Source organism: Solidesulfovibrio fructosivorans JJ] (assembly GCF_000179555.1).
GTDB classification, from domain to species: domain Bacteria; phylum Desulfobacterota; class Desulfovibrionia; order Desulfovibrionales; family Desulfovibrionaceae; genus Solidesulfovibrio; species Solidesulfovibrio fructosivorans.
In genome coordinates this window covers 1-14,797 of record NZ_AECZ01000004.1, presented here as the reverse complement: position 1 = coordinate 14,797, position 14,797 = coordinate 1, and the positions used below count along the sequence as shown (strand labels likewise).

General features: G+C 49.1%; 17 protein-coding genes and 1 pseudogene. 6 read left to right on the top strand and 12 right to left on the bottom strand.

What is annotated here, in order from left to right; translation table 11 throughout:
* Positions 1-537 precede the first annotated feature (537 nt).
* The gene (locus tag DESFRDRAFT_RS03970; RefSeq protein WP_005991335.1) at positions 538-858 is read left to right on the top strand and encodes a helix-turn-helix domain-containing protein; all 321 of its coding nucleotides are present in this window, start codon (positions 538-540) and stop codon (positions 856-858) included.
* Between the two features lie 263 nt (positions 859-1,121).
* Entirely contained in the window at positions 1,122-1,472 is a 351-nt protein-coding gene (locus tag DESFRDRAFT_RS03965) for a hypothetical protein (RefSeq protein ID WP_005991334.1), read from the top strand.
* Positions 1,473-1,748: 276 nt separating this feature from the next.
* Here the strand turns inward: DESFRDRAFT_RS03965 and DESFRDRAFT_RS03960 are convergent, their stop codons facing one another.
* From DESFRDRAFT_RS03960 to DESFRDRAFT_RS03940, 5 genes are all read right to left on the bottom strand, one after another.
* Positions 1,749-2,051, bottom strand: a complete 303-nt coding sequence (locus DESFRDRAFT_RS03960; protein ID WP_005991332.1) for a hypothetical protein — start codon at positions 2,049-2,051, stop codon at positions 1,749-1,751.
* Between the two features lie 17 nt (positions 2,052-2,068).
* On the bottom strand, positions 2,069-2,299 hold the full coding sequence (locus DESFRDRAFT_RS03955; protein ID WP_005991330.1) for a hypothetical protein: 231 nt from the start codon (positions 2,297-2,299) through the stop codon (positions 2,069-2,071).
* An 81-nt stretch (positions 2,300-2,380) separates the two neighbouring features.
* Positions 2,381-3,523, bottom strand: a complete 1,143-nt coding sequence (locus DESFRDRAFT_RS03950) for a tyrosine-type recombinase/integrase (protein WP_005991328.1) — start codon at positions 3,521-3,523, stop codon at positions 2,381-2,383.
* Positions 3,524-3,668: 145 nt separating this feature from the next.
* Complete coding sequence (locus DESFRDRAFT_RS03945) at positions 3,669-4,226, bottom strand: tyrosine-type recombinase/integrase (RefSeq protein WP_005991326.1); 558 nt, start codon at positions 4,224-4,226, stop codon at positions 3,669-3,671.
* Between the two features lie 355 nt (positions 4,227-4,581).
* Positions 4,582-4,962: a hypothetical protein gene (locus tag DESFRDRAFT_RS03940; RefSeq protein ID WP_005991324.1), complete on the bottom strand. Its 381-nt coding sequence runs from the start codon at positions 4,960-4,962 to the stop codon at positions 4,582-4,584.
* Between the two features lie 326 nt (positions 4,963-5,288).
* Between DESFRDRAFT_RS03940 and DESFRDRAFT_RS03935 the strand changes: the two genes are divergently transcribed.
* Positions 5,289-5,705, top strand: coding sequence for an SRPBCC family protein (locus tag DESFRDRAFT_RS03935; RefSeq protein ID WP_005991322.1), 417 nt, complete (start codon positions 5,289-5,291; stop codon positions 5,703-5,705).
* Between the two features lie 472 nt (positions 5,706-6,177).
* Here the strand turns inward: DESFRDRAFT_RS03935 and DESFRDRAFT_RS22830 are convergent.
* Positions 6,178-6,750: pseudogene (locus tag DESFRDRAFT_RS22830) on the bottom strand (flagellin N-terminal helical domain-containing protein); the annotation flags it as partial.
* A 183-nt stretch (positions 6,751-6,933) separates the two neighbouring features.
* Between DESFRDRAFT_RS22830 and DESFRDRAFT_RS03930 the strand changes: the two are divergent.
* The gene (locus tag DESFRDRAFT_RS03930) at positions 6,934-7,257 is read left to right on the top strand and encodes a helix-turn-helix domain-containing protein (RefSeq protein ID WP_005991318.1); all 324 of its coding nucleotides are present in this window, start codon (positions 6,934-6,936) and stop codon (positions 7,255-7,257) included.
* A gap of 257 nt (positions 7,258-7,514) precedes the next feature.
* On the opposite strand, the gene DESFRDRAFT_RS03925 is transcribed toward DESFRDRAFT_RS03930, so the two are convergent.
* From DESFRDRAFT_RS03925 to DESFRDRAFT_RS03905, 6 genes are all read right to left on the bottom strand, one after another.
* Complete coding sequence (locus tag DESFRDRAFT_RS03925; RefSeq protein WP_005991316.1) at positions 7,515-8,408, bottom strand: hypothetical protein; 894 nt, start codon at positions 8,406-8,408, stop codon at positions 7,515-7,517.
* A gap of 55 nt (positions 8,409-8,463) precedes the next feature.
* The gene (locus DESFRDRAFT_RS03920) at positions 8,464-9,681 is read right to left on the bottom strand and encodes a hypothetical protein (protein WP_005991314.1); all 1,218 of its coding nucleotides are present in this window, start codon (positions 9,679-9,681) and stop codon (positions 8,464-8,466) included.
* A 149-nt stretch (positions 9,682-9,830) separates the two neighbouring features.
* Entirely contained in the window at positions 9,831-10,544 is a 714-nt protein-coding gene (locus DESFRDRAFT_RS03915) for a hypothetical protein (protein WP_005991312.1), read from the bottom strand.
* 463 nt (positions 10,545-11,007) lie between these two features.
* Positions 11,008-12,006 (bottom strand): hypothetical protein, encoded by a 999-nt coding sequence (locus tag DESFRDRAFT_RS21805; protein WP_144004908.1) that lies wholly within the window; start codon positions 12,004-12,006, stop codon positions 11,008-11,010.
* Between the two features lie 653 nt (positions 12,007-12,659).
* Positions 12,660-13,046, bottom strand: a complete 387-nt coding sequence (locus DESFRDRAFT_RS03910) for a DUF6573 family protein (protein WP_005991306.1) — start codon at positions 13,044-13,046, stop codon at positions 12,660-12,662.
* A complete protein-coding gene (locus DESFRDRAFT_RS03905) occupies positions 13,033-13,260 on the bottom strand; it encodes a hypothetical protein (RefSeq protein WP_005991304.1) in 228 nt (75 codons plus the stop codon). The genes DESFRDRAFT_RS03910 and DESFRDRAFT_RS03905 overlap by 14 nt, the downstream gene beginning before the upstream one ends.
* A 561-nt stretch (positions 13,261-13,821) precedes the next feature.
* Between DESFRDRAFT_RS03905 and DESFRDRAFT_RS03900 the strand changes: the two genes are divergently transcribed.
* Both DESFRDRAFT_RS03900 and DESFRDRAFT_RS21800 read left to right on the top strand, forming a co-directional pair.
* Positions 13,822-14,145, top strand: a complete 324-nt coding sequence (locus DESFRDRAFT_RS03900) for a helix-turn-helix domain-containing protein (protein WP_005991302.1) — start codon at positions 13,822-13,824, stop codon at positions 14,143-14,145.
* Positions 14,146-14,302: 157 nt separating this feature from the next.
* Positions 14,303-14,797, top strand: a 495-nt coding sequence (locus DESFRDRAFT_RS21800; RefSeq protein ID WP_005991300.1) for an ATP-binding protein, incomplete at its 3' end; no start/stop codon positions are given.

Below are 14,797 nucleotides of genomic sequence, written 5' to 3'. Positions count from 1 at the left end.
ATCTATTCATTACCTTGTGGGCTTTCATGTCGTTGGCAATTATCCGACAGATCTGCATCATTGCCACAAAGGAGGAATGATGCCTTTTCGATGGGATACAAATGAACATGCCCGATTGGGGGGATATGTCCCTTTTAGGGTGCATCCTCTGAAAAGCTCGTTCGGGAAACCTTGTTGACGCGGCGGGCATGAGGCAGGGAGTGTGAACCGGCTGTGACCAGGAAATTCCTTGAGGTGGGCACTGACCGAGAAGAAAGTAAAATCTTGTTATTTTAACATGTTAAAAATGCAGGTTGCTGCATTTTTTTATTTTCAGCGACAGAACCGTCATCAACGATGTTTTTGAAGAGCATTTGATGACCTTCGCCAGCTCTATCCGACGAAAAATCTGAATCGAAAATAGCCGATGTTTTTTTAGCTCAACCTCTAAAAGTGAACTCATTTTAACGAAACAAGCGCCACGCTAAGTTGACATCAATGAAATTTAAGTTATCTTCCTCATGAAAATTCGAAGAACAAACTCAAGGAGACTCACCCATGCCTATCGCATCGAAATTCGACGCTATGAAACTTCGCACCATGATCACCGAAGGAAAGACCGCTCAGCAAATCATGGATGCCTTCGATATCCCCAAGACCACCCTGAAAAATCATCTCACGAAGCTGATGACGCTGGATGAGAAGTTCTACAAGATCGAAGGGATGGATGCTCGTGTGGCATCTGGAAGCGTGAAGTTCTCCAGCACGGGACTCCGTCTGTCCCCGACACTCCTGGCCAACTACGGCTTCAGCCAGGGCGACGAGTTCAAGGTCTCCTGTCTGGAAGAGGGGAAAATTGTTTTGGAGAAGAAAAGCTGATTTTGTATTTTTGAAAATTTAAAAGGCCCCATCCTGGCAGCATGATGGACAGGACGGATACCCCTGCATCACCTGGACCGATATGGAGGATGACATCCATGGTTTCGTTGTATCCTGGCGCCATCAAAAAATTGGCCTTGAAGACTGTCTGTTTGATGCTAATTGCATATAATAAAACTAACAATTTTATTTGAATAAAATATATGAGACAAAGAATATTAAAAAATAACTCTGGTTTAAAATAAATAAGAGGAGTCAACAAAATGACTGATACATTTTCTGAGGTCAAATTATTCCAAGTAAAACCAGATAAAATAGATGAATTTGAAGAATTGATAAAAATAATAGCCAAAGAACAAAATAAGCAGCAGGGGTCACTTCATATCAACTATATGAAAAGATTTTATACCATGGATGGGTTGATCAAAGAAGGCTTAGCGCCGAGAAAATTAACGAAGGTCGTCAAATGTGTTAAGTATTATTCATACTGGGAATTTGATGATAAAGAAAACTATGGGAAAGCTACGAGGTGGTTTTTTGATGAATACGCGAAAATAGTTACAAAATTACTTATTATGCCTTTTGATATGAATTGTGGCGACACAATATATTAACTACTCGACTTTCTAAATTGAAGTTCCCCCAAATTGGGCGAACTTTTGGCTTGAGCCCTCAGAAAGCGCGAGAATACAATCCTTTCGTAAACCAAGGACGGCATGTGGTCGAGAGCGGAATGTCTCCCTGTGAGTGCCCCCACCCGGAATCAAGCCACATTTTGAAGCGTTCGATCATGCCGTTGTCGCTTCGCAGCAGGTGACCTGCCGGCATTCTTCGGGCCATTTGAAATCTGAAACGGTGAACCCCCTTCTCAGGAGGTCCACCTTCCCCACCTACACCGCCGCTGTCTCCTTTAGCTTCTGCCACTCAGCAGTCCCGACGACGCTTCTGAAGCCCTCGCTCACCTTCGGCTCCTCTCGCGGCTTTCCCATAAACCGATCCCGAAGCATTTCAATGTCATCGAGAAGAATTGCGAGCTCGATGAGGTGCAACGCGCTTTGGAACGAATGGTTCCTTCGAAGCGGTATATAGAACTCTTGGGTATGGGTAGGGCAGAGGAATTTCCACAAATGGTCCCGCGATACTGAAAACTCCTCGTTGCACATCAAGCACTTCTTTTTGATCGTGTCGTTCATAGCTTTCTCCTTATCTTTTAAACGTCGAGTCCACAGCTACGAAGAATTTCAAGTAACTCATCGTCTTTCTTTTTTTTCAGCTTTCTCTTGTACTCATTGGGGTGTGAGGCAAAATACTCGATACCAACTCCTTCCTCTTCTTCGAATTTGAGAAAAATATTAAGATAAACGTCATCACACACGTATTCACTAATATTGTCATCGGTATCGAAGAGTTCTTTCGAGTACGGACACATTTTGATGCTCATTATTTTACCCTCATGTCTGAATTGTTTTTTAATAATCAAAGAAGGCGGAAAACCTCTGCTTAGGAATCCCGCCTTCGCCTCTTACGCAACCGCTAAACCCGGCAGTAACCGGACAGCGCGTTCCTTTTCTCCAGACATGTAGTGGTAGTAGGTGTCGGCCGTCAGTTTCACGGTCGAGTGCCCCATCATCTTCGACACGGCGGCCAGATCGGCTCCCTTGTTGAGCAAGGTGGTCGCGAACAGGTGCCGCAGGTCGTACATCCGGGTTGGGTAGGTGATCCCGGCACGCTGGCAGGCGTTCTTGAAGGACTTCCGAATCGTCGTCAGTCCCCGGCCCATGTACTCGATGACAAACCCGGACACCGATTCCTGCTTCTCGATCTCCATACGCTTGAGAAACTCAGGGTTGATCGGAACCGTCCGATAGGTTTTGGTCTTGCTGGCATAAATCCTGACGGTACCGGCAGCGAAGTCGACATCATCCCACCGTAACGACAGGAGTTCGGACTCCCCAGGACGAGTGCCCAGGTTGAAGCAGACCTCCATGGCCCATTTGAGATGGGGTTCGGCGTGCTCCATGATCTTCCTGGCGTCGTCCAGTGTGAGCTTCAAATCCCAGGGCTGTACCTTCGGTTTCTTCCAGTTCTTCAGCGGGTTGACCCTGGTAAACCCGTTGTCGATGCCGAAGTTGAAGATGAAGCTCAGGTAGTCGCAGTACTTGTTCACCGTGTACTGGGACCGCTCCTTGCCGGTGCTCCCGCTGACCCCCTTGAAGTGCAGGATGAATGGGACCATGTCCCCCTGGTAGGTCAACGAATCGACCGGCTTGTTGCCGATGACGGGGACGAACTGGTTGTCCAGAAGCCGCTCAACATTACGGATATGCTTCTCGGTCCGGCCGGAAGCTCGCATGTGATCCAGGTATTTCTTTCCAAGCTCGGACAGGGTGATGCCGGTCGGCTTCTTTTCGATGACCTGGCTGGCAGGTGGAACCGTGGCTTCTGTTCCCGCCCCGGCAGCTTTGGCAGCTACCCGGATTCCTGCTGTCACCGTTTCCGGGTCAGGAATCGGCAGCAATTTTTCATTGGCCTCCTGGACCGCCTTTTCGAAGGCTTCGGCCTTGGCTTTTCCAAGCTCACCGCGTCCAAAGGATTTGTCATGACGCTTTCCGAGGTCGTCATGGTAATAGACCATCCATCGTTCACTTCGTTGGTAAACGCTCATAAGCACCTCCACGTGCAAGTTGATTTTGTAATTGCGGAATGAACTGCGAGAATCGAAACCAGTTGCAGGAACTGTTCGATTCGAATTGCCAGATACGGTTGGTGAATCTCAAAGAAAGGGGTAGATCACCCCTTTTGGAATGACGCTAGATCGTATGAAGCAGGATTTCCTCGACTTCTTCCATTTGGACCCCGATGTACCTCCTCGTTATCGAAGGCGTACTGTGGTTCAGCCTTTTGGCCAGGATTTCCCAGGAGACCCCGAAGGTCTTCCTTTGGTGATAGCACCAGGTTTTCCGCAGGGTGTGCGCCCCGTAGTTGCCTGACAGGTTGATCGCGTCGCACCACCGTTGGACCATCATGGTCACGGCGTAGGTGGTCAGCGGATAATTCTTCCCTTTCCTGCTTTTGAACAGGAAGTGGTGATCCTCCAGTTCCGAAGTCGCAAGATGCTCATCCAGAGCGGTCTTGATCTCCTTGTTCATGATGAAGACGTTTTCCTTGCCGGTTTTCTTTTCCTTGAGGCAGACGCGGTCACCGATCTTGCAATCTTTGACGTCTGAAACCTTGAGGGAAAGGATGTCCTGGACACGGAGACCTGAGTTGATCCCCATGACGAACAGGAGCCGATTACGTGGTTGATCCACCAGGAGCTTTTTGATGCTCTTGATGTCCTTCATGTTGATGATCGGCTCAACTTTCATGAGCAAACCTCCTTTGAAGTTGTAATCTTGATTCAATAGGCTGAAATCGTATATTGAAAACCAGGGGAACTGGGGACGTCCTAGCTGGTGCTGGGATATCCCGTTGTAATCCAACGACTAGTGCCCCATGGTCTTCCCAATGTACGATTCTACCTATTACCGTTCTTCCCGATTTTGAATCCACTTTTTATTATAAGGGTCATATCTGTAATGTTTTTCTCATTACGACAGAAAAGCTGCGAGACCTATTTGCAGGCTTCGAACCAGACAATCTGTTGCGACAAAGACAAAAAGATGGATTCAAAAAGAAGAAAATGCCACCTCCGAAGAGCATGGCATTATCAACAGGTTCACGTTAAATGACCGTCAGAACGATCCTGCCGTCCTCGGCAGTGATGACGAACTCGTCACCTTCCTTGATCTCCAGGTCGCCCAGGTCCACCTTGTGGATGTTGAAACAGACGGCACCCTTCTTGTTGACGTAGGGCCGACTCGAACTCTTGAGGTAAAGCCCCTTCACGTCGTAAAAGGTCCGGTCATCGCTGATGAGTCGCAGCACGTAGTGCTTGAGCGTCGGCTTATGGGCAATGCCCATCCGTTCCATGATCGACTTGGCGTCGAGCCCTTCCTTGATGCACTCCCGAAGGATCGAAGCATTGTACTTCGACTCGGGGCGCTTCTTGGGTTCGGAAGTCATCTCCAGGGATGTATCCGTGGTATCCTTCTTGGTCGACATAATCGCTCCTTTGTTGATAATGGTTATTATGGGTAATATATCTGTATATCTGAGCAAAAATTGCATGATTTTCGCTTAAAACTGCTTGATTTAGTCTGTTTTCTGCTGATTTTGACCATGAAATCGTTATTTTCCGCGTGCTGAAATCGGTCATTGGGCCGAAGACGCGATTTCCGGGGTTTTCAGGGGCGGGGTAGGGACAGCCCCAAACTCCCAGGAGAGGGGGGTATACGAGGTCGATTTTTTGGGGAGGGGGAGAGATAGGGAGAAGCTGCCACTCGGGACCAGCATGAGGCCGGTGAAATACCGGAAAGGAGTTGCGCAAAATGACCACGTCGTGGAGTCGGTCCTACTGCCAGGAAATCACTGCGAGTCCTGAGAAGGTCTGGGCCGTGTTGGCTGATGTCTCCACATGGAAGGAGTGGAATGCTGGCGTCGAGGCGATCGAGATTGAAGGCGCTTTTGCCTCTGGGGTCTGGTTTTCGATGGTTCTCCCCGACAATGAGGTCTTCCGTTCGCAACTGATCGATGTCAGCGTGCCGCTGCACTTCGTGGATGCAACCTGGATCGGTGAGACGGTGGTCCGGGTCACCCATTCCATCGAACCGTTGCCGATGGACAGGTGCCGCGTGACATTCACTGCCAATGCCGAAGGACCGGAAGCTCAGGACATCGGGGATGGAGCATCGGCTGATTTCCCGGAGGTCCTTGTCTCATTGGCCATGTATGTCGAGAAAAGATAACGACTGAAAGTGGATAGGACTTTATTGCCGTTCTTCCTGCCGAAACGACAAAACAACCTCCTTTTTGGGCATCATCTTGTGTGTAAACAGTATTTCCATCAAAGCTGCCTGCCCAGCTGTCCGCACCTTGTCCAACCCAGTTTCCCCACCCATGTAATACTTCTCCAGAAGATAAATTCCCTGTTGTCGCAATATTGGATGTTTCTTCTTTCGCCCAGCCGATTTCAGTACGTTGCTTCTCGTGGTAGTCAAGATTATCCCATTCTGTTTGGCTATGGGCAGCTATCCAGGCAGTTCTTTGATCGTCGACATATTGGCTAAGGTCATTGTTAATCATTGTTCGATTTTGATCTGATTCTGTTGAGGTCATAAGCGGCAAACCTTGCTTGTCTCGCTCAACATTTTGACCCATTGTCCATGAGTAGGCACCTTGACCAGCTCTTTCGATAACGCGATCTGTCGTTGTAACAAGCCCCAAACCATCTGATAGCCAATATGCTTCCATGGACCTTGTGGTTGAGATAGAGTAATAATCCTCAGCGCTGTCGTTTCCTGTGCCGAAATGGATCGTTACCCCATTTTGAAAATCGCCAGTTCCGGTTGTATAGTTTCCAAACCATAAGCTCTCATCGAGGAGCTTGATCCCGTTGAAATCGGTGGCAACCGCGATCCTCTGAATTTCGGAAGCCATGGCTTGGTACTCGGAATCGATGATCAGGCGTTGGTCCGAGGTGTAGGTGCCGGTGGCGGCCTGCTCGGCCAGCTCCTTCATACGGGTGAGCTTCTCGTCGATGATTTGAAGCCCACCGTCTGCGGTCTGGCAAAGTGACACGGCATCGTTGGCATTTCTGACGCCCTGGTTCATGGTGGCGATGTCGGAGCGCATGAGTTCCCGGACTGCCAACCCGGCAGCATCGTCGGCAGCGGAATTGATCCGCAGACCCGAGGACAGCCGCTGCGTCGAAGTGCTGAGCGCCCCGTAGTTGTCCGAAAGATTCCGGGCTGCATTCATCGCCATCATGTTGTGATTGATTATCAAGGACATACGTCTTCCTTTGAGGTGGCGGGAAATTCTTTCCTGGCCTGCTTTGGGGCAACCCTCTGGAAACAAAAGTAGTTTTTCAAAAGCATATTTAATAACGATTGTTGTCTTAACTAAAGCAAAAATTAGACCATCGTTGCTTATAGCCCTTAAATCATTGCCTTACCCTGTGATAGGGGGTGAGGCATGGACAACGTTCAGGAACTTTTTGGTAAGAAAATCAGGACGATTCGCCGTAATCGTGACATGACCCAGGAAAAATTGGCCGAGCTCTCCGGGTTGTCCCTCCAGTACATTGGAGAAATCGAGCGAGGTCGCCGAAACCCGTCACTCACCAGCGTCGAAACCTTGGCGGCTGCTTTCGGCATCCCCTTGGCGGAGCTCTTCAATCTGGACGAGTTCAAACTGACCCCCGAGGACCTGCGCCGCATCCTTGCCCGGCAGATCGAGGATGCGGATGAGGAGCGGTTGCGGCTCTTCTTCAATGTTGCACAGGCTTTTTTCCGGTAACCCAGTTGCCGCCCGGCCGGGCATTCCGACAAGCGCCCTAGCCTGAATGGTTGCATTCCACGGGGCGGCTTCGAGGCCACGCTGAAGGATACCCTGGCCCAGGGGGCCGGTCACGGCGGGGACGGGGTAGAAATGACCGGGGTCCGGCCGGTGAACTGAAAGGGGGCGGGTGTCAGAACCTTGCCGCAACGCGCCAGATACAAAAAAGGGGTGGCCATCGCTGACCACCCCTTTGTCACGTCATACGGGAGCGCCCGCTAATCCGGGAAGACAAAGCCCTTCACGTCCCGGTGGTAGGCGGTGATCCGCAGCTCCATCTCCTTGTAGAAGAGGATGTTGACCAGCGACCGGTAGAGCTCTTTTTCACTGCCAATCAGGTGGTCGATGGTGATGCCGAGGTTCTGGCCGATGTAGGCGTCGAACTCCTCACGGAACCGGTAATCCCAGTAGTTCTTCCCCTTCGAGGCATCATGCTCGCCCTCTGTCTTGGGGAAGTACAGGATATCGTATGGGTTCCAATCCTTGTTCGCGTCGTTCCACCACATGACCTGACCGTACTTGACGTACTGTGCCCAGGAACTCGAATCGCAGCTCCAGATCGGCAGGTCTTGCAGGACACCCACTTCGGTGACTCCAAAGAGGTGGACTTTTGCCCAGGGATGCAGCCGGTTCATGGCTGATTCGAGTTGGCGGAAGTTTCTCCCATGCTCGCACTGGCCGATGGCGATGAGGCCGTAGCCGTAGTCGAGGAGACGTTCGATCTCGCCATTATAAAGGTCATGCACGACCGGAACCGGGGTCAGGCCGGCAGCTTCGAGACCGAGCTGGTTGTACATGTTCTCATCGAACCCGTGGGGAGTGAAGTTCTCATCGAGGTTGAAGAGAAAGTCGTAGTAGGGCGAGGTAAGCGAGCAGAAGTTCGCATAAGCCGTCAGGATATCCTTCGGCCGCATGGCCCATTTGCTCTTGTTGAGCGTGTAGGCCCCGGAGTCGAGGATAAGGCTCCCGATCTTGTCCCTGTGAACTTCCTGGAAGTCGTCAAAGGGCTGTTCCACGGCATAGCTCAACAGCACGTTGAGCGGCAGTTCCGGGTGCAAGCTGTGAAACGCCAGCACCTGGGCAATCGACGGTGACGAGATATGAAGCAGCATATTTCCTCCAAGGAAAAGCGCCCCCCAGCCTTTCGACCGAGGGGCGCAGGACAGACTATTCGTTCGAAGCGGCATCCACATCGGGAGTGGACGGGACCTGCGGCGGGACCGGGGGAACACTGGCAGAAGTATCCGCCGTGGTGTCAACCGTGGAGCCTGCGTCCTTGGAACCGGACAGCCGGTGCTTCAGGGCCTCCAGGTCCTGGATCAGCGCGTCAATCCGGTCGACCTGGATGTCCTTGCTGACCGAGGGGGACTTTAAGAGACTGGCTACCGTGTCGCGGATTTCCTGGGCCTGCTCCTGGAAGTTCTTGGGCGGCTTGTTCGCATCAGAGGTACGGACCGTGGGACGCTGCTTGTTCTTGATGACCCGCTCGAGGTACTTGGCGGGATCGCCCCCCGTGTCGGTGGCGGCCTTCATCGCCTCGATGTCCTTCTTGGTCACCTCGAAGCCGCACTCCAGGAACTTGCGGACCGAGTCCCTTGATACGCTGACTTTGTTGTTCCCCAGCTTGGCCATGGCCATGCCGAGACCGATTTCGAACCGCATCTCGTCGACATCGACGCAGGTCTGGAGGCTGATGTCGTAACGCTCCATGAAAGACCGGATCGGATGGTTGGGGGCGAGGCCGTCTTCCTTTTTCAGGATCGGAGCCAGGCCCGCCAACTTCTCGCTACCGAGCACCACATAGTCAGTGGCGTCGGCGATCCGGGCGATCTCCATGTACTTCTGGCGGGTGCGTTTCTTCAGGCGGGTGGCCTTGAGGTTCTCTTCGCACCAGTCCTCGAAGCCGTTTTTCAGGTTCCGGCTCGACTGGATGTACTCGACCCGCAGCAAAGCCTTGCCCACCGTGTAAGCGCGATTCCCATTGTGGGCATCGAGGTCGGTGATGCTGGCGTTGATCGCGTCGTTGTTTGTAATGATGAGGTCCTTGAGCTCATCGGCCCCCATGGTGTCGATTTTCTTGAGGGTCAGATCGTTCAAAACCGCTTCGACTTCGTCCGAGATCGGGGACGTCACCTCGCCCTTGTCGTTGACCTCGATGTCTCCGGGGAGGCCGGCAGCGCCAGTGATGCCGACATACATGCTGATCCGTTCGTTGCGGATTTGGTCGTGGAGTTCCTCGGGGGACTGGCGGCTTCCCTTTACCAGGGAGAGGTGGGGAGTGGTACTGGGGTTGCCGGGAGCACCGGTTCCACCGGTCATTCCCGGAGTGCCAGTGATGCTCGTGTACTCGGAGCCGCCGCGTTCCTTCTTGGAATCGTTGTCCATATTCTTCTCCTAACTGCTGCTTTTGTGGACCCAGAAGCAGGCGCCAATCGCTTTGCACCGGGCCGACGAGTACGGTCTGGCCCAAAAGGCCGCCCGGGCGCATGCCATTAGGTAGGAAAAGAAAATGGCAGAGGAGATTTGCAGGAAATTTACTTATTCAAGTGGGTTATGGTGCGGTGTCGGATGCAGTAGTCCGTCATTTCATAGTGCTTGCGGATTCGATTTGCCTTAAGGTCCTGTTGATCCCAGTCCCCGGCGATAACGCGCTTTTTGTCATTAAGTTTAGCTTTTAAAAGTGGATAGATCTCTTTGAATGCCGCAGGATTTTGTCTGTCCTTCTCGTGGGCCTTATCCCAAAGCCAGAGGGCGGCAAGTCTCGATATGTCAGCGTTTCTGAGAGTTTTTCCCGCAAAATTTAAGTTATAAACAGATTGAAGCGTTTCGTCGGCGATTTTTTGTTCTTCAAAAAGGCTCTCGACTGCTTTCGTGATAAGATTCAATGCATACACTTCTAGGCCAATTTTTTCCGGATCATGGAGAATGCCTTCAGGGTAGATTTTGATGTTTTGAATTCTTGGCAGGTCATAAAAATATGATTTTGGCGTTGTGTCATCGACACTAATGAGCCAGCTCCCGTTTAGTTTGGTAAGGGCAGAAATGTCTCGTGCATTATCTGCTGAAAATGATATCTTCTTGCCGGCCATCACGGCTTCGAGTGCCTTTTCGGTGTCGATGCCTTCTGATGGGTCTTTATATATTCTTCCGAATTTTTCTTCAAAAGCATACCCTAAAAATCCATATTTAAAGTAAATTATACCTGCTTTTTCTCCATGGTCACGTTCAAGCCGTCTTCGAAGAGGCATATATTTTAAATCTCGCTATCCTCATGTGTTGACACATATTCAGAAATTTCCTCTAAAAATTCCTTTGATTGCATAAAGTCATAAACACCAATGGACTTGAAGTAATCATCGTAGCGTTTGATGACGTCGCAGTAGCGGATATATAACGGATTTCGCCTCATGTACTCCCAATACCAAAAGGCAATGCCCTTTAAGCGAATGATATCAGCCGGTGAAATATTGCGTTTTTTGGACGTCATGTTTGCTTTGGTAGCAAACAGATGTGCAACTTGCCAAGATGATGAAGAGGTGGGAGCAGGGGCTGGGCAAGGGGCAGATTAAGGCGACATTAAGAAAGTGCTGTTAAATCAAATGGATAATGATTAGTGACAGAATGCAGGTTCCTGCATAATTGAGCCTAGTGCCAAGTCATAGGTCGCTTATATAAAATAATTTTCAAGTAATGCAGTGGATGGATAAGGATCTATCCGCCAACTGTACTCTTCGCGGCCATCTTTGCGGCGGCGATGGTTGCGGCAGATACTTTTTCGGCGGCACTTGAGACATCTTCTCGGATAGTCTCAATGGTTTTTGGATCAATGCCCTTGAATTCTTCTTTAAATTTATAATACATTTCTGCAGGGACCAAATCTAATTGAAACATAAGGGAAAAGAAACCGCATGCCAAAAATAAGAATCCAGTAGGCCCAGGAAGGTCGCTATTGAATGTAAGATTGAGCAATGCGATGACAATAAAAAAGAGCCAGCAAAAACCAGCTACTGATCTTATCCCTAACCACGTTAGTAATATTCCGCCAAATAGACAGAATGCTGTTGCATCGTTTACCGTTGAGTTCTCCTTGCCAAGGATTATTTGACAGATAGTCGCACACAACAACCAGTTGAGAAGGAATACTACGCATCGGTAAATGGATATATGCTTGAATTCAATAAAACCGCGGACGTATAGCGGCATGCATAATATTAAACCGACGATGCCATTAGTCTTTCCAGGAAAATTGAAAGATATACTCTTGTCGAAGAACCATCTGTCATACCATGGGGCAAGCCAAAAGGAGCCAAATAATGCGGATAATAATGTTAAATATAAGCCCCATTCTTTTTTAGAACTTACGGAGATAGCCGTGTCGTTCATGACTACAGATCGAATTTTTTTGAGTATCGAATATGAATTGTTAAGTGCTGTAGAAATTTTTTTAGAGTTGCTGTTGTCGCTTGCTGTAGTGGTAGACTGAGATATATCTATGCAATGAAGTTTTATTCCGACGGCTTTAAATTTTGAGTCAATCAAAGCGGCTTTGCTCTCGTCTACACTTTTTGCTATAATAAAATTTTTTGAACTTAAAAATAGATCAATTTTTTCCTTGTTCCCTTTAAATAAAGCAGAGAGTAGAGCTTCTGCTTTTGTTCTGTCGAAATAGTCATATGTCTCGCCGCAGTATTTTATTTGGTATTGCACCATGGGCTCCATCTGTTTGCTACCGTGCAATAATTAATGATTTAAATGTTCGTAAAAGTTAGTATGCAGTGTATATCCACAATTACAGCTTGGTCCCATATGGTACAAGCTTCTCTGTCGCTGCAGGGTATCTCCGTCTAAAATATCTTGTCCCAAACGGACCAACAGGTAGCGCCTTAATTATGCGATATCAAGAAATAAATTTACTGAAGTCATTTTTTGTTATTCTGCTGGACTACATATGCGAGTATGATTCATCGTGAGGACTCGGTGATTATCGATGGTGATTTCCCAGTTCACCCCAGTTTCCCAAGCCCCAGTGCTGGAAATCCCGGGGTAAGACTTTTCAGTTTACCACCGCCCTGGCTATTCTGAGCAGGTTCTTGTCATCACGTGCCACTTCTCTTCGAATCGAAACGCGGCTAATTCATCTGGTTTCCGTATGAAATAGCTGCGTGAAAACAAAAGCCCAAGCTGCTCATGCTCGGGCTTTCTTTCGAAGCTTGGCAACTTTCCGTCTACTTCGGACTACGCAACCGACTCGGCTTGGGATGGATGGTCAGCAGCTGCGCACCGACGACAGCGACGATGATTCCGATAACAGCACCCAATAAAATCGAAGCCATACTTTTCTCCTGGTTATCTGGTTAAAATCCCTAATCATCCTCAGGAAGCATGATGGTCAGGACTGGCTCCCCGTGGTCACCGGGGCCGATATGGGTGATGACTTCGACCGTTTCCTTGCGTCCCGGAGCCATCAGGAAGTCGACCTTAAAGGTGACCCTGTCCGTATTGACTGCCTTCCTGGCAGCGAACAGCGCCAGAACCATCAGATCATGGAGCCGGCCGGTGACGGATTGCCCTTCACCCTCGAGTCCGGGAGGCACTTCGACATAGCCGTGGAACAGGTGATCGGTGACCACGGTGCCGAGCTTGAAGCCGATTGCCTTCGCAGCTTCGGTGACGTCTACTAGGACGCCATCGGCAATCGCTTGCTCCCGGGAATAAGCATAAACGACGTTCCAGCTGTCATCCTTCGGCATTTTCAGCACCTTCATGTTCTCGACCAAGCAACTTTTTGATCCGCTCACGGAAGTTCCCAGTAAGCTCCAATCCGATTTCGGCGTAGCAGCGGATAATCGTTTCATCGGCATCGGGGGCAGATGCGTCCATGATCTTGAAAAGCTGCTCGATCGGCCGAAATGCGTTGATGATCTCATCCTTCAAAGTGAGATTATCGAGATGTTGTGGTGGCATAAGGTGTCCTTCTCCTGGTTCAACAGGTGAGCTTTGGGGAGAAGGATACCCTGGGCCAGAGGGTCGGTCACGGGGACAGGGAAATAGTTGGAACTGTGGTAGGGCTTTTCGTACTTTGGGCCGGAGTGGGGTTTCCCTGGAAGTCCGGGGCTGGGGGAGCCCAAAATGGGGAGGCCAGGGGAAAACGCCCAGGAGGGGGCAGGGTAGCGCGAAGGAGAGGGCTGTCCTGGAAGATGGGGGAATCCAGACCTGGGACCGAGGGCTTGGATAAGTTCAGAATAAAATCAAAGTTATTTTAGCATGTTGCCGATGCAGGTTCCTGCATTTTTTTATTTTCAGCGACAGAACCGTCAAAAACGATGTTTTTGAAAAGTATCTGATGACCTTTGCCAGCTCTAGCCGACAAAAAACTGAATCGAAACCTGACAATATTTTTTCGCTTAATTTCCAAAAATGAACTCATTTTAACGAAACAAGCTCCACGCCAAGTTGACAGCAACAAAATTTAAGTTATTTTCCACAGGAAAATTCGAAGATCAAAACCGAAAGGAGTTTTTACCCATGCCTATCGCATCGAAATTTGACGCGATGAAACTTCGCACCATGATCACCGAAGGAAAGACCGCTCAGCAAATCATGGATGTCTTTGATATTCCCAAGACCACCCTGAAAAACCATCTCACGAAGCTTATGACGCTGGATGAGAAGTTCTACAAGATCGAGGGAATGGATGCTCGTGTGGCATCTGGCAGTGTGAAGTTCTCGAAGAATGGTCTCCGTCTGTCCCCGACACTCCTGGCCAACTACGGCTTCAACCAGGGTGACGAGTTTAAGGTCTCCTGCTTGGAAGAAGGGAAAATTGTGTTGGAGAAAAAGAAGAACTAGCTAACTGGATTATTTGGGAATAGTTGCGAAATGACCCACGTCATCCAGGAAAAGTGGTGACGTGGGTCTTTATTTGTTCCAGAGAGGAGGATATAGGTATTTGCATTGGAAAAAAGTAGATAAAACCTGATGAGTAATAATAAGTGGAGTTTGAAAAATGTTAATTAGGGAAACGCCTCTGGAGCTTCAAGAAATCGAAGAAAAGTTGCAAATTCTTGGGAGATATCTTTCTCCAGAACGCCCAATTAGAAATTTTGAATTTTTACGCGGTAGGACAACCGAATTCGAGACAATTACACATGAATTATTGTATTACAGTTCAATCCCCTTTATTTATGGTAATCGAGGTGTTGGGAAAACAAGTCTCGCTAGGAGTGTTGCACAAAGGGTCACAGCTTCTGACAGAGAGCATATTTATGTCGCTTGTTCTCCAGACGCGACTATGTTGTCATTATTTAAGACAATTACCCAAGAATTACTTAATTTAGCAATAGAACTTAAATTAATAAAGTTTGACCATACTAAGACAGAACTTGACTTATCAATTAAACTAGGCGTTCGTTTTACATTTGAACGTTCTCACCCATATTTAGAACCATTTTCGGATATTAACGAAGCGATTGTAACATATAGGAATATTGACAAATATTTT